The sequence below is a fragment of the Pectobacterium punjabense genome, from assembly GCF_012427845.1.
Lineage (GTDB): Bacteria > Pseudomonadota > Gammaproteobacteria > Enterobacterales > Enterobacteriaceae > Pectobacterium > Pectobacterium punjabense.
Genome location: NZ_CP038498.1, coordinates 349,940 through 374,497, shown reverse-complemented (window position 1 = coordinate 374,497; position 24,558 = coordinate 349,940). Strand labels below are relative to the sequence as shown.

The 24,558-nt window shown below is 51.9% G+C and carries 30 protein-coding genes; 17 read left to right on the top strand and 13 right to left on the bottom strand.

Features of this window, described 5'->3' with window-relative positions; all coding sequences use genetic code 11:
* Positions 1-9: 9 nt before the first annotated feature.
* Positions 10-1,428, top strand: a complete 1,419-nt coding sequence (locus tag E2566_RS01750; protein ID WP_107170751.1) for a glutamate synthase small subunit — start codon at positions 10-12, stop codon at positions 1,426-1,428.
* A gap of 67 nt (positions 1,429-1,495) precedes the next feature.
* Here the strand turns inward: E2566_RS01750 and E2566_RS01745 are convergent, their stop codons facing one another.
* The gene (locus tag E2566_RS01745) at positions 1,496-1,909 is read right to left on the bottom strand and encodes a GFA family protein (RefSeq protein ID WP_107170750.1); all 414 of its coding nucleotides are present in this window, start codon (positions 1,907-1,909) and stop codon (positions 1,496-1,498) included.
* 373 nt (positions 1,910-2,282) lie between these two features.
* On the opposite strand from E2566_RS01745, the gene E2566_RS01740 reads away from it, so the two are divergent.
* A complete protein-coding gene (locus E2566_RS01740; RefSeq protein ID WP_012822108.1) occupies positions 2,283-3,056 on the top strand; it encodes a (S)-acetoin forming diacetyl reductase in 774 nt (257 codons plus the stop codon).
* A gap of 74 nt (positions 3,057-3,130) precedes the next feature.
* Here the strand turns inward: E2566_RS01740 and sspB are convergent, their stop codons facing one another.
* The 5 genes from sspB to zapE all read right to left on the bottom strand — a co-directional run bounded on the left by sspB (position 3,131) and on the right by zapE (position 6,848).
* Positions 3,131-3,634 (bottom strand): ClpXP protease specificity-enhancing factor, encoded by a 504-nt coding sequence (gene sspB / locus E2566_RS01735; protein WP_107170749.1) that lies wholly within the window; start codon positions 3,632-3,634, stop codon positions 3,131-3,133.
* Positions 3,635-3,639: 5 nt separating this feature from the next.
* Positions 3,640-4,281, bottom strand: a complete 642-nt coding sequence (gene sspA, locus E2566_RS01730) for a stringent starvation protein SspA (RefSeq protein WP_005975503.1) — start codon at positions 4,279-4,281, stop codon at positions 3,640-3,642.
* Positions 4,282-4,608: 327 nt separating this feature from the next.
* Positions 4,609-5,001, bottom strand: coding sequence for a 30S ribosomal protein S9 (gene rpsI / locus E2566_RS01725; protein ID WP_107170748.1), 393 nt, complete (start codon positions 4,999-5,001; stop codon positions 4,609-4,611).
* Positions 5,002-5,016: 15 nt separating this feature from the next.
* A complete protein-coding gene (rplM, locus tag E2566_RS01720) occupies positions 5,017-5,445 on the bottom strand; it encodes a 50S ribosomal protein L13 (RefSeq protein WP_005975488.1) in 429 nt (142 codons plus the stop codon).
* A gap of 236 nt (positions 5,446-5,681) precedes the next feature.
* On the bottom strand, positions 5,682-6,848 hold the full coding sequence (gene zapE, locus E2566_RS01715; RefSeq protein ID WP_107170747.1) for a cell division protein ZapE: 1,167 nt from the start codon (positions 6,846-6,848) through the stop codon (positions 5,682-5,684).
* Positions 6,849-7,063: 215 nt separating this feature from the next.
* Between zapE and zapG the strand changes: the two genes are divergently transcribed.
* From zapG to degS, 3 genes are all read left to right on the top strand, one after another.
* On the top strand, positions 7,064-7,468 hold the full coding sequence (zapG, locus tag E2566_RS01710) for a Z-ring associated protein ZapG (RefSeq protein ID WP_005975485.1): 405 nt from the start codon (positions 7,064-7,066) through the stop codon (positions 7,466-7,468).
* A 248-nt stretch (positions 7,469-7,716) separates the two neighbouring features.
* Positions 7,717-9,087 (top strand): serine endoprotease DegQ, encoded by a 1,371-nt coding sequence (degQ, locus tag E2566_RS01705; RefSeq protein ID WP_107170746.1) that lies wholly within the window; start codon positions 7,717-7,719, stop codon positions 9,085-9,087.
* A 133-nt stretch (positions 9,088-9,220) separates the two neighbouring features.
* Positions 9,221-10,318 carry an outer membrane-stress sensor serine endopeptidase DegS gene (gene degS, locus E2566_RS01700; RefSeq protein WP_107170745.1) on the top strand — a complete coding sequence of 366 codons (1,098 nt, stop codon included), beginning with the start codon at positions 9,221-9,223 and terminating at the stop codon, positions 10,316-10,318.
* 107 nt (positions 10,319-10,425) lie between these two features.
* Here degS and murA read toward each other — a convergent pair whose 3' ends face one another.
* From murA to mlaF, 7 genes are all read right to left on the bottom strand, one after another.
* Complete coding sequence (gene murA, locus E2566_RS01695) at positions 10,426-11,688, bottom strand: UDP-N-acetylglucosamine 1-carboxyvinyltransferase (protein WP_107170744.1); 1,263 nt, start codon at positions 11,686-11,688, stop codon at positions 10,426-10,428.
* An 80-nt stretch (positions 11,689-11,768) separates the two neighbouring features.
* On the bottom strand, positions 11,769-12,023 hold the full coding sequence (gene ibaG / locus E2566_RS01690) for a BolA family iron metabolism protein IbaG (RefSeq protein ID WP_039304057.1): 255 nt from the start codon (positions 12,021-12,023) through the stop codon (positions 11,769-11,771).
* Between the two features lie 134 nt (positions 12,024-12,157).
* Entirely contained in the window at positions 12,158-12,448 is a 291-nt protein-coding gene (gene mlaB / locus E2566_RS01685) for a lipid asymmetry maintenance protein MlaB (RefSeq protein WP_104212728.1), read from the bottom strand.
* A gap of 13 nt (positions 12,449-12,461) precedes the next feature.
* Positions 12,462-13,091, bottom strand: a complete 630-nt coding sequence (gene mlaC, locus E2566_RS01680; RefSeq protein WP_107170743.1) for a phospholipid-binding protein MlaC — start codon at positions 13,089-13,091, stop codon at positions 12,462-12,464.
* Between the two features lie 12 nt (positions 13,092-13,103).
* Entirely contained in the window at positions 13,104-13,670 is a 567-nt protein-coding gene (mlaD, locus tag E2566_RS01675; protein WP_107170742.1) for an outer membrane lipid asymmetry maintenance protein MlaD, read from the bottom strand.
* 4 nt (positions 13,671-13,674) lie between these two features.
* Positions 13,675-14,457, bottom strand: coding sequence for a lipid asymmetry maintenance ABC transporter permease subunit MlaE (gene mlaE, locus E2566_RS01670; protein WP_107170741.1), 783 nt, complete (start codon positions 14,455-14,457; stop codon positions 13,675-13,677).
* Between the two features lie 7 nt (positions 14,458-14,464).
* Positions 14,465-15,277, bottom strand: coding sequence for a phospholipid ABC transporter ATP-binding protein MlaF (mlaF, locus tag E2566_RS01665; RefSeq protein ID WP_107170740.1), 813 nt, complete (start codon positions 15,275-15,277; stop codon positions 14,465-14,467).
* A gap of 393 nt (positions 15,278-15,670) precedes the next feature.
* On the opposite strand from mlaF, the gene E2566_RS01660 reads away from it, so the two are divergent.
* From E2566_RS01660 to rnk, 12 genes are all read left to right on the top strand, one after another.
* Positions 15,671-16,636 (top strand): calcium/sodium antiporter, encoded by a 966-nt coding sequence (locus E2566_RS01660; RefSeq protein WP_107170739.1) that lies wholly within the window; start codon positions 15,671-15,673, stop codon positions 16,634-16,636.
* 57 nt (positions 16,637-16,693) lie between these two features.
* Positions 16,694-17,785 (top strand): arabinose-5-phosphate isomerase KdsD, encoded by a 1,092-nt coding sequence (gene kdsD, locus E2566_RS01655; protein WP_240618661.1) that lies wholly within the window; start codon positions 16,694-16,696, stop codon positions 17,783-17,785.
* Between the two features lie 19 nt (positions 17,786-17,804).
* Positions 17,805-18,371, top strand: a complete 567-nt coding sequence (gene kdsC, locus E2566_RS01650) for a 3-deoxy-manno-octulosonate-8-phosphatase KdsC (RefSeq protein ID WP_107170738.1) — start codon at positions 17,805-17,807, stop codon at positions 18,369-18,371.
* Positions 18,368-18,934, top strand: coding sequence for an LPS export ABC transporter periplasmic protein LptC (lptC, locus tag E2566_RS01645; protein WP_107170737.1), 567 nt, complete (start codon positions 18,368-18,370; stop codon positions 18,932-18,934). The genes kdsC and lptC overlap by 4 nt, the downstream gene beginning before the upstream one ends.
* Complete coding sequence (lptA, locus tag E2566_RS01640; protein WP_107170736.1) at positions 18,915-19,487, top strand: lipopolysaccharide ABC transporter substrate-binding protein LptA; 573 nt, start codon at positions 18,915-18,917, stop codon at positions 19,485-19,487. Before lptC ends, lptA begins: the two co-directional genes overlap by 20 nt.
* Before the next feature lie 3 nt (positions 19,488-19,490).
* A complete protein-coding gene (lptB, locus tag E2566_RS01635; protein ID WP_107170735.1) occupies positions 19,491-20,216 on the top strand; it encodes an LPS export ABC transporter ATP-binding protein in 726 nt (241 codons plus the stop codon).
* 49 nt (positions 20,217-20,265) lie between these two features.
* Positions 20,266-21,699: an RNA polymerase factor sigma-54 gene (gene rpoN / locus E2566_RS01630; protein WP_107170734.1), complete on the top strand. Its 1,434-nt coding sequence runs from the start codon at positions 20,266-20,268 to the stop codon at positions 21,697-21,699.
* Between the two features lie 23 nt (positions 21,700-21,722).
* The gene (gene hpf / locus E2566_RS01625) at positions 21,723-22,010 is read left to right on the top strand and encodes a ribosome hibernation promoting factor (protein WP_005975449.1); all 288 of its coding nucleotides are present in this window, start codon (positions 21,723-21,725) and stop codon (positions 22,008-22,010) included.
* Between the two features lie 96 nt (positions 22,011-22,106).
* A complete protein-coding gene (gene ptsN, locus E2566_RS01620; protein WP_107170762.1) occupies positions 22,107-22,580 on the top strand; it encodes a PTS IIA-like nitrogen regulatory protein PtsN in 474 nt (157 codons plus the stop codon).
* Positions 22,581-22,734: 154 nt separating this feature from the next.
* Complete coding sequence (gene rapZ / locus E2566_RS01615; protein ID WP_012822088.1) at positions 22,735-23,592, top strand: RNase adapter RapZ; 858 nt, start codon at positions 22,735-22,737, stop codon at positions 23,590-23,592.
* 31 nt (positions 23,593-23,623) lie between these two features.
* The gene (gene npr / locus E2566_RS01610; protein ID WP_107170733.1) at positions 23,624-23,896 is read left to right on the top strand and encodes a PTS phosphocarrier protein NPr; all 273 of its coding nucleotides are present in this window, start codon (positions 23,624-23,626) and stop codon (positions 23,894-23,896) included.
* A 162-nt stretch (positions 23,897-24,058) separates the two neighbouring features.
* The gene (gene rnk, locus E2566_RS01605; protein ID WP_107170732.1) at positions 24,059-24,469 is read left to right on the top strand and encodes a nucleoside diphosphate kinase regulator; all 411 of its coding nucleotides are present in this window, start codon (positions 24,059-24,061) and stop codon (positions 24,467-24,469) included.
* The last annotated feature ends 89 nt before the right edge of the window (positions 24,470-24,558 follow it).

Here is a 24,558-nt window from a genome sequence, read left to right as displayed (position 1 = left end):
GAGGTCATCATGAGTCAGAATGTTTACCAGTTTATCGACTTACAGCGCGTTGATCCGCCCAAGAAACCGCTGAAGATTCGTAAAATTGAATTTGTTGAAATCTACGAGCCGTTCTCAGAAAGCCAGTCCAAAGCACAGGCAGATCGCTGCCTGTCATGCGGAAACCCTTACTGTGAATGGAAATGTCCGGTACACAACTACATCCCGAACTGGCTGAAGCTGGCGAACGAAGGCCGCATTATCGAAGCGGCTGAGTTATCGCACCAGACTAACAGTCTGCCGGAAGTCTGCGGCCGCGTATGCCCGCAGGATCGTCTGTGTGAAGGGTCTTGTACGCTGAATGATGAGTTCGGCGCGGTCACCATCGGCAACATCGAACGTTATATCAATGATAAAGCGATCGAAATGGGCTGGAAGCCGAGCGTTGCCAACGTCAAACCGACCGGTAAACGCGTCGCTATCATCGGCGCTGGCCCTGCTGGGCTGGCCTGTGCCGATGTGCTAGCACGCAGTGGCGTACAGGCCGTGGTTTTCGATCGTCACCCTGAGATCGGTGGCCTGCTGACCTTCGGTATCCCCTCTTTCAAGCTGGAAAAAGAGGTAATGGTGAAACGTCGTGAGATTTTCACCGAGATGGGCATCGAATTCCGTCTGAACACCGAAGTCGGCAAAGACGTGCAGATGAAAGCGCTGCTGGACGAGTACGATGCCGTCTTCCTCGGCGTCGGCACCTATCAGTCTATGCGTGGCGGATTGGACAATGAAGACGCTCAGGGTGTCTACGATGCTCTGCCATTCCTGATCGCCAATACCAAGCAACTGATGGGCTTTGAAGCCGCAGCAGACGAACCTTACGTCAGCATGCAAGGTAAACGCGTTGTGGTGCTGGGAGGTGGTGACACCGCAATGGACTGCGTGCGTACCTCGATTCGTCAGGGTTCAACGCACGTTACCTGTGCTTATCGTCGCGATGAAGAGAACATGCCGGGTTCCAAACGCGAAGTGAAAAACGCGCGTGAAGAAGGCGTCGAGTTCAAATTCAACCTGCAACCGTTAAGCGTCGAGATCAACGGCGCTGGCAAAGTGTGCGGCGTGAAAATGGCGCGTACCGCACTGGGTGCGCCGGATGCCAACGGACGTCGTCGTCCTGAAATTGTAGAGGGTTCCGAGCACGTACTGGAAGCCGATGCGGTCATCATGGCGTTTGGTTTCCGTCCGCACAAAATGGCGTGGCTGGCAGAACATGACGTCAAGCTGGACGACCAAGGTCGCATTGTCGCACCGGAAAGCTGCGATAACGCCTTCCAGACCAGCAACCCGAAAATTTTTGCGGGCGGCGATGCAGTACGCGGTTCCGATCTGGTGGTTACCGCCATCGCAGAAGGCCGTAAAGCCGCTGACGGCATCATGAACTATCTGGAAGTGTAAGAACGACCCACTCCTCTTAAGGGCAGCGCTAGCTGCCCTTTTCTTTTTTCCGACGTAATCTCAGTATTCAATCTTTACCTGCATAAAGCGCGATAATATCCTGCTCAGTCAGCGTTGGCGTCTTCTCGACAAATGAGTAATAGCCCGGTTTCTTATCAATATAAATCTGCGATATCAGCGTTTTATCCGTCTCATCAGCAAAAAAACCTGCCGGAATATGGTAGACATCACCACCGCGCAGTCGGTAGAACAGATGTGTTCCACATATGCGGCAAAAACCGCGCTCAGCCCATTCCGATGACTGCCAGACCGTAATGTTCTCCTCGCCTTCTATCTCAATCGCCGGATCGGTACATTCAACTGCCATGAGCGGCCCACCGCCCCACGTCTGGCACATTCCACAATGGCAGGCAGCAACGTCACTGACCGAATGCGTCGTGGAAATCGTTACGCCGCCACATAAACAACGACCTTGATGCATAGATCCTCTCCTGATTTTCTGTGCGCTCAAATCGCAATATCCTAACAAGGGATATCACCGCCAGTTTCGGTTATAGCATAGGTTATCTACGCGCTTTCCCTTATTTTCAGGAAGTCGGACAGTGCCCCATTTTCACTCTACCTTTCCCTAAACGTCGTGTTCAGACGCGGAAGTAAGCTGCGCTATATCAGCCAATGGCAACCGCCCCACTCCCTTCGAAAGATAACACCAGAAAGTCCAATAAAAACTTTAACTTTCCACTTAGTTTTAAAGAACTTTTCGTAATAAATCCTTCAGCATCACGATAAAAGCGTACACTTGTCTCCGGCATTTACTTGTCTTTATTGAGATTGGATTTCATTAAGGAGTAAATATGACAACCGAAGTGGCACTTGTAACAGGGGCTGGTCAGGGAATTGGCCGCGCGATTGCTCTCAGATTGGCGAAGGACGGGTTTGCCGTCGCCATTGTGGACTATAACCAAGAAACTGCGCGTAGTGTGGCGCAGGAAATCGAAAAATCCGGCGGACAAGCCATCGCATTACAGGCCGACGTCGCAGATCGTGAGGCAGTGTTCACTGCCGTCGCAGAAACCAAAAAACGCTTTGGTGACTTTAACGTCATCGTCAATAACGCCGGTGTTGCTCCCTCAACCCTGATTGAAGATATCACGCCAGAAGTCATCGATCGCGTTTACAACATCAACGTCAAAGGCGTTATCTGGGGTATTCAGGCGGCTCTCGATGCCTTCAAATCTCTGGGGCACGGAGGCAAAATCATCAATGCCTGTTCACAGGCTGGACACGTGGGCAATCCTGAACTCGCCGTCTATAGTTCGAGTAAATTCGCGGTTCGGGGATTAACGCAAACTGCCGCACGAGATTTAGCGCCACTGGGCATCACGGTCAATGGCTACTGTCCGGGTATTGTAAAAACGCCGATGTGGGATGAAATCGATCGGAAGATCTCTGAGTCAGCAGGGAAACCGCGTGGATATGCAACGGAAGAGTTTGCCAAGCGCATCACACTGGGTCGCCTGTCCGAGCCGGAAGATGTCGCCGCATGCGTCTCCTATCTGGCCAGCCACGATTCTGACTATATGACAGGACAGTCGTTACTCATTGATGGCGGAATGGTGTTCAATTAACACAACTGACTAACTGTAGCGTGCAGTAAGACAGGTATAGAAAAGGGCACCTCTGCGGTGCCCTTAGAAACAGATTACTTCACGACCCGTAGCGAGGGTCTGCCACCTTTAGGCGGCTGTGGCGGTTCGTCATCAGAACCCGAGCCATCTTCAGGTGCTTCAGAATCAGGCGAGCTATCGACAATCGACATGACTGCCCCTGAAGAAGGTGCACCTTCCTGAAAGTCCTCATACTCGCCAGCGGCTTCGTAAGCAGGTTCGGACTCAAACATCGTTCCAGCCCCATTCTCACGGGCATAAATCGCCATTACGGCCGCCATCGGCACATAAACCTGGCGCGGTACGCCGCCAAAACGAGCATTGAAACGAACGCTGTCATCAGCTAACTCAAGGCCGCCAACAGCACGTGGTGCGATATTCAGCACAATCTGGCCGTCACGGGCGAACTCCATCGGCACCATAACATCTGGCAGAGTGACATCGACTACCAGATGAGGCGTTAATTGGTTATCCAGCAACCAATCATAAAAGGCGCGTAATAAATACGGACGACGCGGAGACAGTTGAGACAACGCCATACAGTTTAACCTCGGGTTTGCAAACGCATTTCACGTTCCACTTCCGTCAGGGAAGCCAGGAACGCATCACGCTCAAAGACGCGTGTCATGTAGCCCTTCAGCTCTTTCGCGCCCGAACCACTCAGTTCAATACCTAACTGCGGCAGACGCCACAGCAGTGGAGCCAGATAGCAATCCACCAGGCTGAACTCTTCGCTCATGAAATAAGGCGCTTCATTGAACACCGGGGCAATGGCCAGCAACTCTTCACGCAATTGCTTACGTGCCGCATCCGCTTCCTGAGCGCTACCGTGCGTAATTTTCTTCAGCAAAGAATACCAGTCGCTCTCAATGCGGTGCATCATCAGGCGGCTGTTACCGCGCGCAACCGGATAGACAGGCATTAACGGCGGATGAGGAAAACGTTCATCCAGATACTCCATGATAATACGTGATTCATAGAGCGTCAGTTCGCGATCGACCAACGTCGGCACAGAACCATAAGGATTGAGGTCAATAAGATCCTGAGGCAGATTATCCATGTCCACCTGTTCAATCTCGACACTCACACCCTTTTCCGCCAATACGATGCGGACCTGATGGCTAAAAATGTCGGATGGACCAGAAAACAGCGTCATTACCGAACGTTTGTTGGCAGCGACAGCCATGAAAACCTCCAAGTTTATCGAGAAAATACGGCGAATAGCCGTGCAATGGGGAATCTGCAAACCGCTATTCGAAATTTTGCTCGCCAATGTGTAAACATCACCTGAAAAAATACGTCGTTTCAAACAGCGACGACAGTTGGCACACGGGCATAAAATCGGCGAATAGCTTATCAGATTTTGTTCGTTTTGTGGGGGTATAAGCACAATTTCATCGTTAACATACGGAAAGTAAAGCGTATATTTCGAGGAAATTTATTTTTAGGCATAAAAAACCCGGTGACAAGCACCGGGTTTTTCGCATTGATTTCGCTGCAAAGCAGCCAGAAATTAACGCTTGGAGAACTGAGGACGACGACGTGCTTTACGCAGGCCGACTTTCTTACGTTCAACCTGACGAGCATCACGGGTAACGAAACCTGCTTTACGCAGTTCGCCACGCAGAGACTCATCATACTCCATCAGAGCGCGGGTGATACCGTGACGGATCGCACCAGCCTGACCAGAGATACCACCACCTTTAACGGTGATGTACAGATCTAATTTCCCAACCATGTCGACCAGTTCAAGCGGCTGACGAACTACCATGCGGGCAGTTTCGCGACCGAAGTACTGTTCCAGACTACGCTGGTTGATAACGATGTTACCGTTGCCCGGTTTGATGAACACGCGAGCGGCGGAGCTTTTGCGGCGACCAGTGCCGTAGTATTGATTTTCAGCCATTGCCTATAATCCCGATTAAATGTCCAGAACTTGCGGTTGCTGTGCCGCGTGATTGTGCTCGGTGCCCGCGTAAACTTTCAGTTTACGGAACATAGCACGACCCAACGGGCCCTTCGGCAGCATGCCTTTAACCGCGATTTCAATCACACGCTCAGGACGGCGGGCAATCATCTCTTCAAAGGTCGCTTGTTTAATACCACCGATGTGACCGGTGTGATGATAATAAATCTTGTCAGTACGCTTGTTGCCAGTTACAGCAACTTTGTCAGCGTTCAGAACGATGATGTAATCACCCGTATCAACGTGCGGGGTGTATTCCGCTTTATGCTTGCCGCGCAGACGACGAGCCAGTTCAGTAGCGAGACGGCCTAAAGTTTTACCGTTCGCATCAACAACGTACCAGTCACGTTTTACGGTCTCTGGTTTAGCTGTAAAAGTTTTCATTAAAAGCTTACCCAATAATTAGTTACACGTTGGTGAACACCCAAACGCTCGAAAACAGTTGAGGCTCACACGACCATCAAGTCCAGCAAACCTACCCCTTCGAATAGCCATTGCCGGCACTATAAAGTTTTTGGGAAAAAAACTTTGTTGTAACGTGGGGTCGCAAGATTATAGAGAAGTGATTCTCAAAAATCGACCTTTTTTCACACGCAAATGACGAAAAACCGTAGCCGGTGTTACGCCAAATGCGGCTGCCGTAGGTACTCTTCGCTTTGCATTTCCTGCAAACGGGATAAACAGCGCTGATATTCAAATTTCAGGTGCTCTCCCTGATAGATATCAAACATCGGTGCCTGTGCAGAGATAATGAGCTTAATACGCCGATCGTAGCATTCATCCACCAATGCCAGAAAACGGCGGGCGGTGTTCTCTTCCTTCGTTTCCATCACCGTCACATTGTGCAACAGCATCGTGTGGTAGAGGCGCGACAGCGCGATGTAATCGTTCTGGCTCCGCGCCTCGGTACACAGCGTGTGGAAATCAACGGCCAGCACGCCGTCACTTACACCAAGTGTCGTTAATGGACGATGGTTGATCTCCAACACCGGCCCCGGCGTCTGCCATGGCTTCCCGGTCAACCGCGTAAACATCAGTTGCATTGCCGCACTCGTTTCCTCATTCAGCGGCGAGAGATAAAGGTGCGCCTGTGTCAGCGTACGCAGGCGATAATCGATACCCGCATCGACATTACGTACTTCACAGTGCTGTTTAATCAGCGCAATAGCAGGAAGAAAACGGGCGCGTTGTAATCCATTGCGGTAGAGATCGTCTGGCGGAATATTTGATGTCGCCACCAGCGCAATGCCGCGGGCAAACAGCGCGCGCAGCAGTTCGGCCAGCAGCATTGCATCGGTGATATCAGAGACGAAGAATTCATCGAAACACAACACGTCGGTTTCCGCTTTAAAACCGTCGGCCACTTTTTCCAGCGGATTTTCCTGCCCTTGAAACTGGTTCAGTTCTTCATGCACACGTAGCATAAAGCGATGGAAATGCAGGCGCATCTTGCGCTCGGCGGGCAAGCTATGAAAAAACATATCCATTAGCCAGGTTTTACCACGCCCAACACCGCCCCACATGTACAGTCCTTGAACTGGGGCAGACTCACGTTTATCACTCAGCCCCAGCCAGCGACGCCATTTCCCTGCACGACCGGATGTCCCCGTACCGTCATCCGTCGCACGCTCACAGAGCGCCTGATGTATCGTATCCAGGCGCACAACCGTTTGCTGTTGTACCTCATCCGGTTGATATTCACCGGCAGCAAGCGCCTGCTGGTAAAGCGCCAAGGGGGTGGTTTGCTGCCTTGTTTTTTGCTGCCGAATGCTCTGTGGAGTAGCCATCGCAATCCCTGAGAAAAAAGTTAGTCGTGTTTTGCTGTGTGTTGCCGTCGATTTAAGCCGTAATCGTCGCAGTTAACAACCTTGATGTCTGCGATAGGTCAACATTCCCCTCAGTCATCGAGCATCAGGATTCCACTCAGGCAAGGTTAACGGTTATAGTGACTATTATTAAGTGAAAAACCCTACGGGACAACGACGTCAAAATAGGAGCTATTATGACTTGGGAGTATGCGCTGATAGGTTTAGTTGTCGGTATTATTATTGGTGCTGTCGCCATGCGCTTTGGTAACCGTAAGCTGCGGCAACAGCAGGTCCTGCAAAATGAGCTGGAGAAAAGCAAAACCGAACTGGAAGACTATCGTCAGGAATTGGTTGGACACTTCGCCCGCAGCGCGGAGCTGTTGGACAACATGGCGGATGACTATCGTCAGCTTTATCAACACATGGCGAAAAGCTCCAATAACCTGTTACCTAACGTTCCCGGCCAGGATAATCCGTTTAAATACCGTCTGACCGAGTCAGAAGCGGATAACGATCAGGCACCGGTGAACATGCCACCACGCGATTATTCCGATGGTGCGTCAGGTTTGCTTCGCGGCGAGCGCCCGATTCGCAAATAATTCATTCAATTACCTTAAGCGTGAGGCTTTCTGGCCTCACGCTTTCCCTTCTCTTGTTCTACGCTTATTAAGACGTACACCGCAGGCTGCCATCACCCGAGCACGCTCCACAAACAGCGATAGTTACAATCTGCTGACGAAACAGCAGTGAACTTTACACATTGATCGTCAGTCTGACTCTTCACCGTGTCTTTAAGTTTATATATCATCGTTTTATTCATCCGCAGGCCGTGAGAGAGTTAATAACAATGAAAAAAACGTCATTATTATTTAGTGCACTGGCAATGAGTATAGGTTTGACCCTGTCCACGCTTCCCGCAGCGAATGCTGCGCTGCCTGCCGTGGTTCAAGGACAACAAACGCCAAGTCTGGCCCCGATGCTGGAAAAAGTCTTACCAGCCGTCGTCAGCGTGCATGTTGAAGGTACACAGGTACAGCGTCAGCGCGTACCAGAAGAGTTCAAGTTCTTCTTTGGCCCAAACTTCCCAACGGACAAACAAAATTCTCGTCCGTTTGAAGGGCTGGGCTCCGGCGTGATTATTGATGCAGCAAAAGGCTATGTGCTCACCAACAATCACGTTATCAATAACGCCGATAAAATCCGCGTCCAGCTTAATGATGGCCGTGAATACGATGCTAAGTTGATCGGTCGTGACGAGCAAACCGATATCGCCCTGCTCCAGTTGAATGACGCCAAAAATCTGGTCTCCGTGAAAATGGCGGATTCCGATCAGTTGCGCGTCGGTGACTTTGCCGTTGCCGTTGGTAACCCATTTGGCCTCGGCCAGACGGCGACCTCCGGCATTATCTCCGCACTGGGGCGTAGCGGCCTGAATCTTGAAGGGCTGGAAAACTTCATCCAGACCGATGCTTCCATTAACCGTGGTAACTCCGGCGGTGCGCTGGTTAACCTCAACGGCGAACTGATCGGTATTAATACCGCGATTCTGGCACCGGGCGGCGGAAATATCGGCATCGGTTTTGCCATCCCCAGCAACATGGCCCAGAATCTGGCGCAGCAGTTGGTTGAATTTGGCGAAGTTAAGCGCGGGCTGCTGGGTATTAAAGGCAGCGAGATGACGTCCGAAATGGCGAAAGCGTTCAACGTCGATGCCCAGCGCGGTGCTTTCGTCAGCGAAGTCTTACCGAAATCCGCCGCGGCCAAAGCCGGAATCAAGGCAGGCGACGTATTGACAACGATGGATGGCAAACCCATCAGCAGCTTTGCTGAACTGCGGGCCAAAGTTGGCACCACTGCGCCGGGCAAGACCGTGAAAATCGGCCTGCTGCGTGATGGAAAACCACAGGAAGTTTCCGTCGTGCTGGATAACAGCACATCGGAATCAACCAGCGCCGAAACGCTTTCACCGTCATTACAGGGCGCTTCCCTGACGAATGGTCAACTGAAAGACGGCAGCAAAGGCGTACAGATTGATAACGTCACCAAGGACACGCCAGCAGCGCAGGTTGGCCTGCAAAAAGGCGATATCATCATCGGCGTAAACCGCGAGCGTATTGAAAACATCACGCAGTTGCGCAAGCTGCTGGAAGCGAAACCGTCCGTTCTGGCGCTGAATATCGTCCGAGGTGAAGAAACAATCTATCTGCTGCTACGTTAATCGTTCGTCGTTTTTACGACAGCCTAACCGGCCAGAGATGACACGCCATAAAAAATCGGACACCGAGTCATGCGGTGTCCGAACTTCTCGTGATATCCTCCCCTTATCTCCCTTTCCACAGTAACTCACGGCCATGCTTGCTAAATTATTACGTTCAGCACTATTTGGTGCCCTTGTCGCCGGAATTATTCTGGCCGTACTGCCGTTTATCGGATCTGGCACGTCGTTTCTGAAAAGCAATGACAGAAACACTGATGGCTCGCCCGTAAGCTACCATCAAGGCGTCAACCGTGCGGCTCCTGCTGTGGTTAATATTTATAATCGGGTTGCCAATGCGGAAAAACCCAATGAAGTCGCCATTCATCCTCTGGGTTCTGGCGTCATCATGAATGACAAAGGGTATATTTTAACCAATAAGCATGTGATTAATAACGTGCAACAAATCCAGATCGAGCTGTCAGATGGCCGGCTGTACGAAGCCCGCGTGATCGGTTCCGATACCCTGACAGACCTGGCTGTGTTGCAAATTGATGGCGTCAATCTGCCCGTCATTCCCATGAATCCAGACCGTATCCCACACGTTGGTGATGTCGTCATGGCGATCGGTAACCCTTATAACCTAGGGCAAACCGTCACACAGGGCGTTATTAGCGCCACTGGCCGCGTCAGCCTCAGCACTTACGGCCAACAAAGAAGCCAGGTAGGACGCCAAAATCTGCTGCAAACTGATGCGTCAATTAACCACGGAAACTCTGGCGGGGCGCTGGTCAATACGCTCGGTGAATTGATTGGTATTAATACCCTCTCTTTTGATAAAAGCAGCAATGGCGAAACGCCGGAAGGCATTAGCTTCGCGATCCCCGTCGCATTGGCTACCAAAGTGATGGGTAAACTGATTCGCGATGGCCGTGTGGTTCGCGGCTATATTGGCATCAACGGTGTACAGCTCGAAAATATTGAGAACAGCACGTTAGCCAACAATCGCGGAGCTCAGGGTCGATTGACCGGCATTCTCGTCCAGACCATCGATCCCGGCGGTCCGGCGGATAAAGCGGGTATCCGCATTGAAGACGTCATTGTTAGCGTCAACAATAAGCCCGCGCGCTCGATTATCGAAACCATGGAACAGGTTTCGGAAATACCTCCCGGCACCGTTATTCCCGTCACGATTGAGCGCGATAACAAACAAATCACGCTACAAATGACGATTCAGGAATTCCCTACCCAATAGCGGCATCCAAGGCTACTTGATAAAACAGTATCAGCAGGTAAATAAGAAACCGGGTGGGAAACCACCCGGCTGATGGAGATCATTTGAAGAGAAAACGGGTGAAGCGCTTATTCGTGTTCTTTAACACGCTCGATGTTCGCACCTAAGCCACGCAGCTTATCTTCGATACGGTCATAGCCACGATCGATATGATAAATACGATCCACCGTCGTCACGCCTTCCGCAATACAACCCGCTAATACCAGACTGGCCGACGCCCGTAAGTCGGTCGCCATCACCTGTGCTCCCGACAGCTTATCAACGCCGTGGCAAATCACGGTATTGCTCTCGATCTCCGCCTGTGCGCCCATACGGATAAGCTCAGGCACATGCATGAAGCGGTTTTCAAAGATAGTTTCGGTAATCACACCCGTTCCTTCTGCGACCAGGTTCAGCAGGCTGAACTGCGCCTGCATATCGGTCGGGAACCCAGGATGCGGTGACGTGCGAACGGTAACCGCTTTCGGACGCTTACCGTGCATATCCAGGCTAATCCAGTCTTCGCCGATTTCAATCTCCGCGCCTGCTTCACGCAGCTTCGCCAATACCGCATCCAGCGTATCAGGACGGGTATTACGGCAGATAATCTGACCGCGAGATACCGCAGCCGCGACCAGAAATGTCCCGGTTTCAATACGGTCGGGCACAACGCGATACACACCGCCGCCCAAGCGTGCGACGCCTTCAATAGTGATTTTATCGCTGCCTGCACCGCTAATTTTCGCACCCAGCGTATTCAGGAAGTTTGCCGTATCAACAATCTCTGGCTCACGCGCCGCGTTTTCAATAATCGTGGTGCCTTCGGCCAGCGTTGCTGCACTCATGATAGTGACCGTGGCGCCGACGCTCACTTTGTCCATCACGATGTGCGCGCCTTTCAGGCGGCCATCAACCGTGGCTTTCACATAGCCTTCTTCCAGAACGATCTGCGCCCCAAGCTGTTCAAGGCCGTAAATATGCAGATCTACTGGGCGTGCGCCAATTGCACAGCCGCCGGGCAGCGAGACCTGTCCCTGCCCGAAACGCGCCACCAGCGGCCCCAACGCCCAGATAGAGGCGCGCATGGTTTTCACCAGATCGTACGGCGCGCAGAACACGTTAACCTCGCTGGCATCCACGTGAACGGAACCATTGCGTGTAACACGCGCCCCCAACTGACCGAGTAACTTCATAGTCGTGTCGATGTCACGCAGTTTCGGTACGTTCTGAATTTCGACCGGTTCTTCTGCAAGTAACGCAGCGAATAGGATTGGCAACGCAGCGTTCTTGGCGCCGGAAATGGTCACTTCCCCCGCTAAGCGAGTTGGCCCCTGAACACGAAATTTATCCATAGTCTTTGTATCTCAATGTCTTAATTCAATATTTCGTCACACTGATACCGGCAGTTTATCCCCACTCGTACGGGGAACCCTTAGAAACCGTTCAGTTTACGGTCGCGCTGCCACTCTTCCGGCGTATAAGCCTTGATCGACAATGCATGAATACGGTTATCCGCGATGTACTCCATCAGCGGCGCATAAACAGCCTGCTGTTTTTTGACTCGGCTCATTCCAGCAAAAAGTCCGCCCACCGCGATGACTTGAAAATGGCTACCATCACCAGAAACATGGGCTTCTTCCAGCGCTAATGCGTTCATCAGCACGTCTTTAATTTCGTTATTTTCCATCGCTCTCGATTTCTATGTCAGGGGGAGATGATTTACAGGGGGGTATCTTAGATGAATATGACGCTATCTTAAACAAAGAATACACCCCTTCAGACGATGCCTAAAGGGGCGAATCCGGTAGCCGGCGTTACCGCTTAAGACACAGGAATGATTTCATTCAGGTTATAGAGCGCAATGAGCGTTTTTAACCGATCGCTGGCACCAACAATCGTTATCTCTCCGCTCGACGACGGCTGTTGATAAACGTGCATCAGCAATGCCAACCCGGCAGAATCAACACGGTTTAGTCCTGACACATCCAGCGTGGTTTTACCCGCTAGCAGCGATTCACGCTGTTGCCAGAACGGTAACAGCGTTTCACGATCGAGATCGCCCGTTAATGCCAGCGTTGATTCCTGCGCCTGCCAGTTCAATGCGTTCGCCATGTTCGTACCCAAATTACTTTTTCTGATCCAACGTAATTGTCTGCTTCGCCGAGGATTCCAGCTGTTGAGTCAGACCATCAACGCCTTTCTGACGCAGTATTGACGCCCATTCGTTCTGCTTAGTGGTGATCATGCTGACACCTTCAGCAATCATGTCATACGCCTGCCAGTTACCGGTTTTACTGTTCTTACGCCATTGGAAATCCAGGCGTATCGGCGGGCGGCCACCGTTATCAACAATCGTGACGCGAATGGAAACGATATCAGCATTGCCCAGCGGCTGTTCAGGGGCGATTTGATAGCTCTGTCCGTTATACATCGCCAGAGCCTGGCCGTAAGCCTGCTCCAGATAGGCTTCAAACGCTTTGAAATAGGCATCACGCTGTGCTGGCGTCGCGTCTTTGTAGTAACGGCCAAGAACCAGCGCACCGGCGTATCTCACCTGTACATATGGCAGCAGCTCTTCACGCACGACAGTACGTAAATAATCAGGGCTTTGCTTGATTTTTGGCTGCTCGTTTTTTAAACGATCAAAGGTTTTTTCCGCCGCTTCATTCATTAAACGATAAGGGTTCGTTTGATCCGCCGCGTTGGCTAATGGCGCGACCACCAGTAAAGCCACCATCAGTAAACGTTTAAACATGCAGATATCCTCTTATGGATGTGAAGGAACAGGTTCGTTGCTGTGCTCAGGCGTTGCCGTAGGATCGGCACCCGTCACCGTACCCGATTGACTAGCATTATCCTCGCTATTGCTGCCGCTCTTATATAGGAATTGACCGATGAGATCTTCAAGCACCATCGCGGACTTGGTGTCCTGAATCACACCACCGTCCTTCAAAATCGTCGTGCCCATCTCTTCATCTTCAAAGCCCATGTTCAATGCCAGATACTGTTCACCCAGCAAGCCAGAGGTACGAATAGCCAGAGAGCTGGTATCGGGAATATGATCGTAACGCTGCTGAATATCCATCGCCACGCGTGGCAGATACGTTTTCTCATCCAGAGAGATATCCGCTACGCGACCGATGACCACACCGCCAATTCTGATCGGAGAACGCGCTTTTAACCCGCCAATGTTGTCAAACGTCGCGTACAAGCGGTACGTTGGCTCACTGCCGATCGATTTTAGATCGGCCACTTTTAGGCATAAAAAAAGAATGGCAGCCAGCGCGATCAACATAAACACACCAACCCAGACTTCAGTTTTCTTTGTTTGCATCGACTCAGTTCCCAAACATCAGTGCTGTCAGCACAAAATCCAATCCCAGTACTGCTAACGACGAGTGCACGACGGTTCGTGTCGTTGCACGGCTGATCCCCTCAGACGTCGGGATCGCGTCATAGCCGTTAAACAGTGCAATCCAGGTCACGGTAATCGCAAATACGATACTTTTAATCACGCAGTTCAGCACATCCTGACGCCAGTCAACCGCGCCCTGCATGGCAGACCAGAAGAAACCACTGTCGATACCTTTCCAGTCCACACCGACCAGCCCGCCTCCCCAGATCCCCACAGCGACAAAAATCACCGCCAGCAGCGGCATGCTGATTAGCCCCGCCCAGAAGCGCGGCGCGACAACGCGGCGCAGTGGATCGACCGCCATCATCTCCATGCTGGAGAGCTGCTCAGTTGCCTTCATCAGCCCAATCTCCGCCGTCAGCGCAGAGCCCGCCCGTCCGGCGAACAACAGTGCCGTCACCACCGGGCCAAGTTCACGCAGCAGCGACAGCGCCACCATCATGCCCAGACTAGCCTCGGCGCTGTACGTTGTCAGGATGATATAGCCCTGTAACCCCAACACCATGCCGATAAACAGGCCAGAAACCATGATGATAAGCAGAGACTGCACGCCAACGCTGTAAAGTTGTTTCACCAACAGCGGCCACTGTTTTTTAAATTCGGGTTTACCCACCAACGCATTAAACAGCATCAGCCCAGCGCGCCCAAACGTGGCACTGGTAGAGATTCCCTGACGTCCTAGCGACGCCAACGTCCGTAATAACATGGCTGCGTTACCCCTCTGAACCTAGCAGCGACGCTTTATAGTCACCCGCAGGAAAACGGAAAGGCACAGGCCCATCGGCGATGCCATCCAGGAACTGACGAACCTGCGGGTCATCATTCGCCCTAAGTTGATCTGCCGTTCCTTCCGCCACCACTCGCTTGTCGGCCACGATATACGCGTAATCGGCGATGCTCATCACCTCCGGTACATCATGAGAAACCACAATGCAGGTCACGCCCAATGCGTGATTAAGCTCATCGATCAGCTTCACCAACGTGCCTAACGTGATCGGGTCCTGCCCGACAAAAGGTTCGTCGAACATAATGAGTTGCGGGTCAAGCGCAATGGCTCTCGCTAACGCCGTCCGCCTCGCCATACCGCCGGAAAGTTCAGCAGGCATCAGCTCAGCAGCCCCACGCAACCCCACCGCTTCCAGCTTCATCATGACGATGCTACGCAGTAACGATTCTGGCAGTTGGGTATGTTCGCGCAACGGCCAGGCGACATTGTCAAACACATTCAAATCGGTGAATAACGCGCCGGACTGAAACAACATGCTCATTTTCTTGCGCGCGCTGTACAGTTCCCTGCGCGACAGCACCGGGATATTCTCGCCATCAAACCAGATTTCACCACTGTCTGGCTGTAGTTGCCCGCCAATCAGGCGTAACAACGTGGTTTTACCGATACCGGAAGGCCCCATGATCGCAGTGACCTTGCCTTTAGGAACATTCAGCGTGATGTCCGTAAAAATCTCTCGCTCTCCGCGCCGAAAGCTAAGACCACGGATCTCGACCAGATTAGTTGCCTCATGGTTCATTATTTCCATTCCTTACCAATCAGTACGCTTATAGAACATCTTTCACTCCAGCCTAACGGCTGACTTTCATTAGAGTGAGAGTTTTACAAAAACTTACCGTAAGTTCTTGTCCAAAATTGCGGCATAAACCGTTACCTGATTTTACTTATCGCGACAGGTTTTACTTTTTCGCCAAGCGCCGTCAGAATTAGCACTCATCACAGAAAAGGGCTTTTTGTGCGAAATTCGTCCAGAAATACTGACTTATTCGACAACAAGCCAGTGATTATACACTAAATAATTCGAGTTGCAGGAAGACGGCCTGCCAAGGCGAGGCTCAGAAATGAGCCGAGTATTGCCAACGCACCTGCGGCTTGAAGTATGACGGGTATATATCCTATTAAAGGACGCTGCATGCTTTTTGCAACACTACTCTTGTTCGTTGGTTTGCTATTACTGGTTTACGGTGCCGATCGTCTTGTCTACGGTGCCGCCGTGCTTGCGCGTTCTCTCGGCTTACCGCCTTTTATCATCGGCATCACTATTGTCGGCTTCGGCACCTCACTACCTGAGCTGATCGTTTCTGTTACTGCGGCCTTAAACGATCAAAACGATATGGCCGTCGGCAATGTTATCGGCTCCAATATCACCAATATTTTACTCATTCTCGGCAGCGCGGCACTCATTCGCCCACTCACAGTACATTCGACTCTGCTGCGCCGAGAGCTGCCGCTCATGTTGTCCGTCACTTTATTGTGTGGCGTTTTGCTGCATGATAGCTACCTGAGTCGCGCCGACGGCATGATGCTGCTCTTCGCCGCCAGTCTGTGTCTGGTGTTGATACTTCGTATGGCACAACAGGCACAGCGGGAAGGCGGCGACAGCCTGACTCGTGAACAGTTGGCAGAACTGCCGCAGGACGACAGCAATCAGATGGCTGCCGTGCTGTGGCTGATTCTCGGTATGATTATTTTACCCATGGCCGCCCGGATGGTGGTGGATAACGCGACCGTCATTGCGCGTTACTTCGATGTCAGCGAATTGACCATCGGGCTGACCATATTGGCGATCGGCACCAGCCTGCCTGAGCTTGCTACGGCCATCGTCGGGACGTTGAAGAAAGAAGATGATATTGCACTGGGTAACCTGATTGGCTCGAACATCTTTAATATTGCAATTGTGCTGGGCGTACCCGCACTACTCTCGCCGGGCGCACTGAATCCTCAGGTTTTTCAGCGCGACTATTGGGTCATGCTGGCGGCGAGCGTGTTGTTAACCGCACTATGCCTCAGCAAAAAACGCCATATAGGACAGGGCGCAGGCGCATTATTATGCTGCGCGTTTATCGCCTACCTTACGGTGTTGTTCTGTTTTTCATAAGAACCTGTTTTTCATAACTATGCGGTTCCGTTTTTCATCATAATCAGGACTATTGGTATGTCACAGTTTGAACACGATGCTCATCTAAAACAGCAGTCTGACCGTGCACTATCCGATCATGCAACACAAGCCGATCACGAACGACAATCCGATCACACGCAACAGAAGGGGCCTGAACTGCCAGCAAACTTCGATTTCCAGCAGGCAGGCAAGCAGGTACTGAGCATCGAGCGCGATGGGCTTGCGCAATTAGATCAGTATATTGACGACAATTTTACGCTCGCCTGTAAAAAGATCTTTCACTGTCAGGGCAAAGTGGTAGTGATGGGAATGGGCAAGTCCGGCCACATCGGCTGTAAGATTGCCGCAACCTTCGCCAGCACCGGTACGCCCGCTTTTTTTGTCCATCCAGGCGAAGCCAGCCACGGTGACCTTGGCATGGTAACGCCGCACGATGTCGTGATCGCGATTTCCAACTCTGGCGAATCCCATGAAATCCTGTCGCTGATCCCTGTTCTGAAACGACAGAAAGTGTTCCTGATCTGCATGACCAGCGCACCAGAAAGTACGATGGGTAAAGCGGCGGATATACACCTGTGCGTCCACGTTCCTCAGGAAGCCTGCCCGCTCGGTTTGGCTCCTACCACCAGCACGACTGCGACGCTGGTGATGGGCGATGCGCTCGCCGTGGCGTTGCTACAGGCGCGCGGTTTTACTGCCGAAGATTTCGCCCTCTCTCACCCCGGTGGCGCACTTGGCCGCAAACTTTTACTGCGTATCAGCGATATCATGCATTCTGGCGACGAGATTCCCCATGTCCCACACGATGCCTCGCTGCGTGATGCACTGGTGGAAATTACGCGCAAAAATCTGGGTATGACGGTAATCTGCGAAGCGGATATGAAAATTCAGGGTATCTTTACCGATGGTGACCTGCGCCGTATCTTCGACATGAATATTGACTTGAACAGCGCGCGCATTGCTGATGTGATGACCGCGGGCGGCATCCGAGTTGCACCGCAAACGCTGGCGGTGGACGCACTTAATCTGATGCAGTCGCGCCACATTACCTCAGTGCTGGTGGCAGAGAACGATCGTCTGGTCGGTATTGTCCATATGCACGATATGCTGCGGGCTGGCGTGGTTTAAAAAGAAAGGATAATTGTGAATGAGTGAAACCAGGGCGCAAACCGATACCTGTTATGGGCCTGTCGATCAACAGGTACTGGATAAAGCCCGTGAAGTTCGCCTGTTAATCTGCGACGTTGACGGCGTGATGTCCGATGGTCTGATTTACATGGGTAACCACGGCGAAGAGCTGAAAGCGTTTAACGTCCGTGATGGCTATGGTATTCGCTGCTTGCTGACGTCTGGCCTTGAGGTTGCCATCATTACCGGGCGTTCCGCAAAATTGCTGGAAGATCGCTGTAAAACACTGGGCATTAACCACCTTTATCAAGGGCAATCGGATAAGGTTTTGGCCTTCAACGATCTGTTGGATAAACTGTCGGTCACAGCAAATCAGGTGGCCTATATCGGCGACGACATGATCGACTGGCCAGTGATGGCACAGGTTGGTCTGAGCGTTGCCGTAGCGGACGCCCACCCGCTGCTGTTACCGCGCGCGGATTATGTCACCCGTATTGCGGGTGGCCGTGGCGCAGTTCGTGAGCTGTGTGATTTGATTCTGTTCTCGCAGGACAAGCTGGAGCATGCCAAAGGGTTGTCGATATGAGTAAAACCAAGCGTTGGCTGACCGCTTTTCTCGCCCTGTTGGTATTGATCCTCATCGGCTGGAATATTGCGGATGACGACACCGTATCGACACCGGATGCAAATGACCCTACTGTGCCAGTCTATACCAGCGAAAAGACCAACACTCAGGTATACAGCCCTGCGGGTAAACTAAGCTACAGACTGATTTCGGAAAAAGCGGAGTATTTCAACGATGAGCAGTTGAGTTGGTTTACGACCCCCGTTGCCACGCTGTTCAATGAACAAGGCATTGCAACCTGGTCAGTACGCGCCGATCGCGCCAAGCTGACAAAAGACAAGATGCTCTATCTGTATGGCCACGTCGAGGTGAATAGCCTGACAAAGGACACTCAGCTTCAGCGCATCACAACGAATAATGCCCAGGTGAACCTGGTCACGCAGGACGTCGCTTCCGATGATGAAGTCATCCTGTACGGCGCCAGCTTTACCTCAAGCGGAATGAAAATGCGCGGAAATCTGCGTAATAAAACGGCCGAGTTGATCGAAAAGGTAAAAACCTCTTATGAAATCCAAAACCAATAACCTGATGCGTAACACCCTGATCGCCAGCTCGCTGTTCGCCGTCAGCGTTTCCGCCTTTGCCGTGACTGGCGATAGCAACCAGCCTATTCACATTGATTCAGCCCAGCAATCTCTGGACATGCAGGGCAACACCGTGACGTTCACCGGCAATGTTGTCGTGAAACAAGGAACGATTGAAGTGAAGGCCGATAAGGTCGTTGTGACACGTCCACAGGGTGCACAAGGCAGCGAAGTGGTGGAAGGTTACGGTAACCCCGTGACGTTCTACCAGATGCAGGATAACGGCAAGCCGGTAAAAGGCCACGCGCAAAAAATCCGCTATGAGCTGGCCAAAGACCTTCTGGTACTGACAGGTAATGCCTATCTGGAACAGCAGGACAGCAATGTCAAAGGCGATCGCATCACCTATTTGGTGAAACAACAGCAGATGGAAGCGACCAGCGATAAAGGAAAACGCGTGACGACGGTGTTAGTCCCCTCTCAGCTTCAGGAGAAAGAGAACAAAAGCCAGCCTTCTCGTTCTCAACAACCGCAACCACGGGTCACTGAATAAGTTATGGCAACATTAACCGCAGAAAATCTGGCTAAGGCGTACAAAGGCCGTAAGGTCGTGGAGAACGTCAGCCTCACCGTCAACTCCGGTGAAATCGTCGGCCTGCTCGGGCCGAACGGTGCAGGAAAGACCACAACATTCTACATGGTCGTGGGTATCGTCCCACGTGATGAAGGACGCATCGCCATTGATGACGACGACATCAGCCTGCTTCCTCTGCACGAGCGCGCCTTACGCGGCATCGGCTACCTGCCGCAGGAAGCCTCGATTTTTCGTCGCTTAAGCGTCTACGGCAACCTGATGGCGGTGTTACAGATCCGTAAAGATTTGACGACCGAGCAGCAGGAAGATCGTGCCAACGAGTTAATGGAAGAATTCAATATTACTCATTTGAGCGATAGTCTGGGACAATCTCTGTCGGGTGGGGAAAGACGCCGCGTGGAGATTGCGCGTGCGCTAGCGGCAAACCCAAAATTTATCCTGCTGGATGAACCGTTTGCGGGCGTAGACCCGATCTCCGTACTGGATATTAAAAAAATTATTGAGCATCTGCGTGACAGCGGACTGGGCGTGTTGATTACCGATCATAACGTCCGCGAGACGCTGGATGTCTGTGAACGAGCCTACATCGTGAGTCAGGGCAACCTGATCGCCCACGGTTCACCGACCGATATTCTGGCCGATGAACAGGTGAAACGCGTCTATCTGGGCGAAGGCTTCCGACTCTGATAGGGTAATATTTTCTTTTTGCAGTACTTATGGGACGTTAGCGCGATTTATGAAGCAAGGTTTGCAACTCAGGCTTAGCCAGCAACTGGCCATGACTCCACAGCTCCAACAGGCAATTCGGCTGTTGCAACTGTCCACGCTTGAATTGCAACAGGAGATTCAACTGGCGCTGGAAAGCAATCCGTTGCTTGAACAAACGGATCAGCACGACGAAATCGAGTCATTCGAAAAGGCAGACAGCGATTCACTGGATACCGGTGAAGCCCTCGAGCAACGGGACATGCCGGAAGAATTACCGCTCGATGCCACCTGGGATGAGATTTATTCCGCGGGCACGCCGTCGGGCACTGGCACCGATTATCGCGACGAAGAACTGCCAATTTATCAAGGTGAAACCACGCAAACGCTTCAGGATTACCTGATGTGGCAGGTTGAGCTGACGCCGTTTTCAGATACCGATGCCGCCATCGCGACCTCGATTGTCGATGCCGTGGACAACACTGGCTACCTGACGGTGCCGCTGGAAGACATCCTCGACAGCATCGGTGACGACGACGTGACGCTGGAAGAAGTCGAAGCCGTACTTAAGCGCGTGCAACGCTTCGATCCTGTAGGCGTTGCTGCTCGAGACCTGCGTGATTGTCTGCTGGTGCAACTTTCCCAATTTGACAACAGCACGCCGCGCTTGCTCGAGGCTCGCCTGATCGTCAGCGATCATCTCGATCTGTTAGCCAACCATGATTTCCGCAGCCTGATCCGCGTGACTCGTCTAAAAGAAGAGGTGCTGAAAGAAGCGCTGGCGCTGATCCAATCGCTCGATCCCCGACCGGGACAATCGATCAACACCGGTGAATCTGAATACGTGATTCCTGACGTGCTGGTACGTAAAGTTCAGGGGATCTGGGCCGTCGAACTCAACACCGACAGCGTTCCCCGTTTGCAGATTAATCAGCAATATGCGGCGCTGGGTAACAGCACGCGCAACGACAGCGACGGGCAATTTATTCGCAGTAACCTGCAAGAAGCGCGCTGGCTCATCAAAAGTCTGGAAAGCCGCAATGACACGCTGCTGAAAGTGACCCGCTGCATCGTCGAACAGCAGCAGGATTTCTTCGAGCAGGGCGAAGAATTCATGAAGCCTATGGTGTTGGCAGACATCGCCCAAGCGGTAGATATGCATGAATCCACCATCTCACGCGTGACGACACAGAAGTTCCTGCACAGCCCGCGCGGCATTTTTGAGCTAAAATATTTCTTCTCCAGCCACGTTAATACCGATAGCGGCGGAGAAGCCTCGTCAACGGCAATCCGTGCGCTGGTGAAAAAGCTTATTGCCGCGGAAAACCCTGCGAAGCCATTGAGCGACAGCAAGCTCACCACGTTGCTCTCCGATCAGGGCATCATCGTGGCACGCCGTACCGTCGCAAAATACCGAGAGTCTTTATCTATCCCACCATCGAATCAGCGTAAACAACTGATTTGATCTCAACAGAGAAGGAAGACACTATGCAGCTCAACATTACCGGACACCACATCGAGATCACTGAACCACTGCGTGATTTTGTAAATGGCAAATTTGCCAAATTAGAGCAGTATTTTGACCGGATTAATCAGGTCAATGTGGTATTGAGAGTGGAAAAAGTTCAGCAAATTGCCGAGGCCACGCTCCATGTTAATGGTGGGGAGCTGCATGCAACCTCCGAGGCGGCAGATATGTACGCCGCGATAGATTTATTGATTGATAAGCTGGCAAGACAGCTCAATAAGCATAAAGATAAGCTCAAGCAGCACTAATTTTCTCCTTTGCCATTTGGTAAAGGAACAAACCCACGCTATCCGACGGATGGCGTGGGATCACCAGAAGTGAAAGCGTCGTTAAGTGAAAATAAAATGAGCCACGATCCCGTATTGCAACTCAGCACCGTGTTACGTCCTGAGTGCACCCGAAGCACCGTCCACTGCCAGAGTAAAAAACGGGCATTGGAAATTATCAGCGAGCTGGCCGCCAGGCAGCTTAACATTCCCTCGCAGATTATCTTTGATGCCATCCTGACCCGGGAGCGGATGGGCAGCACGGGAATCGGCGGCGGCATTGCCATTCCTCACGGTAAGCTGGAAGACGATAATGCGCTGGGTGCCATCGGTGTTTTCATCCAGTTAGAGCAACCGATCGCTTTCGATGCTATTGATAATCAGGCTGTTGATCTGCTTTTTGCCTTGCTGGTTCCAGCGGAACAATGTAAAACCCATTTGCATACCCTGTCGCTTGTTGCCAAACGACTGGCGGATAAAACGGTTTGCCGACGCCTACGCGCGGCGCAAAGCGATGAAGAGCTGTACCAGATTATGACGGAAGCGGGTTAAACCAGACGATCGTCATACTCACGATGACGGGCTATTCGCAGTAGAACGAGAGAATGCTTGCAATCCGTGCGCTAAGCCGTCATTTTTTAGCGATACATCATAAAAATCATGGCAATGAAAATTCGCCATCACGTTGCCAGAGGGGAGTCGTCAGATGGTACTGATGATTGTCAGCGGTCGCTCAGGATCAGGAAAATCTGTCGCCCTGCGCGCATTGGAAGATATGGGGTTCTACTGCGTAGATAATCTACCAGTGGTTCTTCTGCCAGAACTGGCAAATACGCTTGCGGCTCGTAATATTTCTGCCGCAGTCAGCATTGACGTGCGCAATATGCCGGAATCTCCAGAGATCTTCGAGCATGCCATGGAGCAACTGCCATCAAGCTTCTCGCCTCAGTTGCTGTTTCTGGACGCCGATCGCAACACGCTGATCCGTCGCTATAGCGATACCCGCCGCCTGCACCCACTGTCCAGCAAGAATCTGTCGTTGGAAAGCGCGATTGATGAAGAAAGCGACCTGCTGGAACCGCTGCGTTCGCGCGCCGATCTGATTATCGACACCTCAGAGATGTCGGTGCACGAACTGGCCGAAATGCTGCGTACACGGCTGCTCGGCAAGCGGGAACGCGAGCTTACGATGGTGTTCGAATCGTTCGGCTTTAAGCACGGTATTCCTATCGATGCGGATTACGTCTTTGACGTACGTTTCCTGCCGAACCCGCACTGGGACCCGAAACTGCGTCCGATGACCGGTCTAGACAAGCCCGTTGCGTCCTTCCTCGACCGACATACCGAAGTGCACAACTTTATCTACCAGACTCGTAGCTATCTCGAACTGTGGCTGCCGATGCTGGAAACCAATAACCGTAGCTACCTGACCGTCGCCATTGGCTGTACTGGCGGTAAGCACCGTTCGGTTTACGTCGCTGAACAGTTGGCAGACTATTTCCGCTCACGCGGTAAAAACGTACAGTCACGCCACCGTACGCTGGAAAAACGTAAACCCTCGTGATAGTCGGCAAACCAGTACAGCCAGGTAACCCATGACAGTCCGGCAAACGGTTGAAATCAAAAACAAGCTCGGTATGCACGCTCGTCCAGCGATGAAGTTGTTCGAATTGGTGCAGAGCTTTGATGCGGAAGTGATACTACGTAATGACAGCGGCACCGAAGCCGAAGCCAGCAGCGTGATTGCCATGTTGATGCTGGACTCGGCGAAAGGGCGTCTCATTGAGGTAGAAGCGACTGGCCCAGATGAAGATCAGGCACTGGCTGCCGTCATCAAGCTATTTGAAGCTGGGTTCGACGAAGACTAGCGATTTCCTTAGCTGGCTATCAGTACACCTTAGTGCTTCACTTTCCCTTCCGAACCTCCTACTATCTACCTACATAAATCATAATATTTTCTTATACCCCCTGCTCCTCTGGGAGCGGGGGGTAATTTTTATATCATCTGAAAATACCAACTGGAGAGGAGTATGACGAAACCTAACCTGACAATCAGTGAATTGGATGCAGAACGTCTGGATAAGTTATTGGAGCAGCCCGCCTTTGCGGACAGCGATATCGCACAGGCGTTGAATGAGGAACTGGATCGGGCAGAAATTTTGCCTTCAGCATCGATTCCCTCACATGTCGTCACCATGAATAGTCGGGTGCGTTTCCGCGATCTGAATACCAATGAAGAGCATATCCGCACACTGGTGTATCCAGCCGCGGTGAAGGACAGTCAAGAACCGCTGTCGGTGATGGCTCCGCTGGGCGCAGCACTATTGGGAATGCATGTGGGAAACACGATCGCCTGGAAATTGCCAAACGGTGAAGAAACGCGAATTGAAGTAGTAGAACTACTCTATCAGCCAGAAGCCGCAGGCGAGTACCACCGCTAAATCAGCAAGGTGCTACTCTGCTATAAATGCATGCTGATAAAGGCATAGAGTAACAGCCGTCGGACACTGCCGACGGCGACGGTTACTCG

Excerpts from the sequence above, each read along its gene's own strand:
- E2566_RS01750 (WP_107170751.1), top strand. The coding sequence starts at position 10 with ATGAGTCAGAATGTTTACCAGTTTATCGACTTACAGCGCGTTGATCCG.
- E2566_RS01745 (WP_107170750.1), bottom strand. The coding sequence starts at position 1,909 with ATGCATCAAGGTCGTTGTTTATGTGGCGGCGTAACGATTTCCACGACG.
- E2566_RS01740 (WP_012822108.1), top strand. The coding sequence starts at position 2,283 with ATGACAACCGAAGTGGCACTTGTAACAGGGGCTGGTCAGGGAATTGGC.
- sspB (WP_107170749.1), bottom strand. The coding sequence starts at position 3,634 with ATGGCGTTGTCTCAACTGTCTCCGCGTCGTCCGTATTTATTACGCGCC.
- sspA (WP_005975503.1), bottom strand. The coding sequence starts at position 4,281 with ATGGCTGTCGCTGCCAACAAACGTTCGGTAATGACGCTGTTTTCTGGT.
- rpsI (WP_107170748.1), bottom strand. The coding sequence starts at position 5,001 with ATGGCTGAAAATCAATACTACGGCACTGGTCGCCGCAAAAGCTCCGCC.
- rplM (WP_005975488.1), bottom strand. The coding sequence starts at position 5,445 with ATGAAAACTTTTACAGCTAAACCAGAGACCGTAAAACGTGACTGGTAC.
- zapE (WP_107170747.1), bottom strand. The coding sequence starts at position 6,848 with ATGGCTACTCCACAGAGCATTCGGCAGCAAAAAACAAGGCAGCAAACC.
- zapG (WP_005975485.1), top strand. The coding sequence starts at position 7,064 with ATGACTTGGGAGTATGCGCTGATAGGTTTAGTTGTCGGTATTATTATT.
- degQ (WP_107170746.1), top strand. The coding sequence starts at position 7,717 with ATGAAAAAAACGTCATTATTATTTAGTGCACTGGCAATGAGTATAGGT.
- degS (WP_107170745.1), top strand. The coding sequence starts at position 9,221 with ATGCTTGCTAAATTATTACGTTCAGCACTATTTGGTGCCCTTGTCGCC.
- murA (WP_107170744.1), bottom strand. The coding sequence starts at position 11,688 with ATGGATAAATTTCGTGTTCAGGGGCCAACTCGCTTAGCGGGGGAAGTG.
- ibaG (WP_039304057.1), bottom strand. The coding sequence starts at position 12,023 with ATGGAAAATAACGAAATTAAAGACGTGCTGATGAACGCATTAGCGCTG.
- mlaB (WP_104212728.1), bottom strand. The coding sequence starts at position 12,448 with ATGGCGAACGCATTGAACTGGCAGGCGCAGGAATCAACGCTGGCATTA.
- mlaC (WP_107170743.1), bottom strand. The coding sequence starts at position 13,091 with ATGTTTAAACGTTTACTGATGGTGGCTTTACTGGTGGTCGCGCCATTA.
- mlaD (WP_107170742.1), bottom strand. The coding sequence starts at position 13,670 with ATGCAAACAAAGAAAACTGAAGTCTGGGTTGGTGTGTTTATGTTGATC.
- mlaE (WP_107170741.1), bottom strand. The coding sequence starts at position 14,457 with ATGTTATTACGGACGTTGGCGTCGCTAGGACGTCAGGGAATCTCTACC.
- mlaF (WP_107170740.1), bottom strand. The coding sequence starts at position 15,277 with ATGAACCATGAGGCAACTAATCTGGTCGAGATCCGTGGTCTTAGCTTT.
- E2566_RS01660 (WP_107170739.1), top strand. The coding sequence starts at position 15,671 with ATGCTTTTTGCAACACTACTCTTGTTCGTTGGTTTGCTATTACTGGTT.
- kdsD (WP_240618661.1), top strand. The coding sequence starts at position 16,694 with ATGTCACAGTTTGAACACGATGCTCATCTAAAACAGCAGTCTGACCGT.
- kdsC (WP_107170738.1), top strand. The coding sequence starts at position 17,805 with ATGAGTGAAACCAGGGCGCAAACCGATACCTGTTATGGGCCTGTCGAT.
- lptC (WP_107170737.1), top strand. The coding sequence starts at position 18,368 with ATGAGTAAAACCAAGCGTTGGCTGACCGCTTTTCTCGCCCTGTTGGTA.
- lptA (WP_107170736.1), top strand. The coding sequence starts at position 18,915 with ATGAAATCCAAAACCAATAACCTGATGCGTAACACCCTGATCGCCAGC.
- lptB (WP_107170735.1), top strand. The coding sequence starts at position 19,491 with ATGGCAACATTAACCGCAGAAAATCTGGCTAAGGCGTACAAAGGCCGT.
- rpoN (WP_107170734.1), top strand. The coding sequence starts at position 20,266 with ATGAAGCAAGGTTTGCAACTCAGGCTTAGCCAGCAACTGGCCATGACT.
- hpf (WP_005975449.1), top strand. The coding sequence starts at position 21,723 with ATGCAGCTCAACATTACCGGACACCACATCGAGATCACTGAACCACTG.
- ptsN (WP_107170762.1), top strand. The coding sequence starts at position 22,107 with ATGAGCCACGATCCCGTATTGCAACTCAGCACCGTGTTACGTCCTGAG.
- rapZ (WP_012822088.1), top strand. The coding sequence starts at position 22,735 with ATGGTACTGATGATTGTCAGCGGTCGCTCAGGATCAGGAAAATCTGTC.
- npr (WP_107170733.1), top strand. The coding sequence starts at position 23,624 with ATGACAGTCCGGCAAACGGTTGAAATCAAAAACAAGCTCGGTATGCAC.
- rnk (WP_107170732.1), top strand. The coding sequence starts at position 24,059 with ATGACGAAACCTAACCTGACAATCAGTGAATTGGATGCAGAACGTCTG.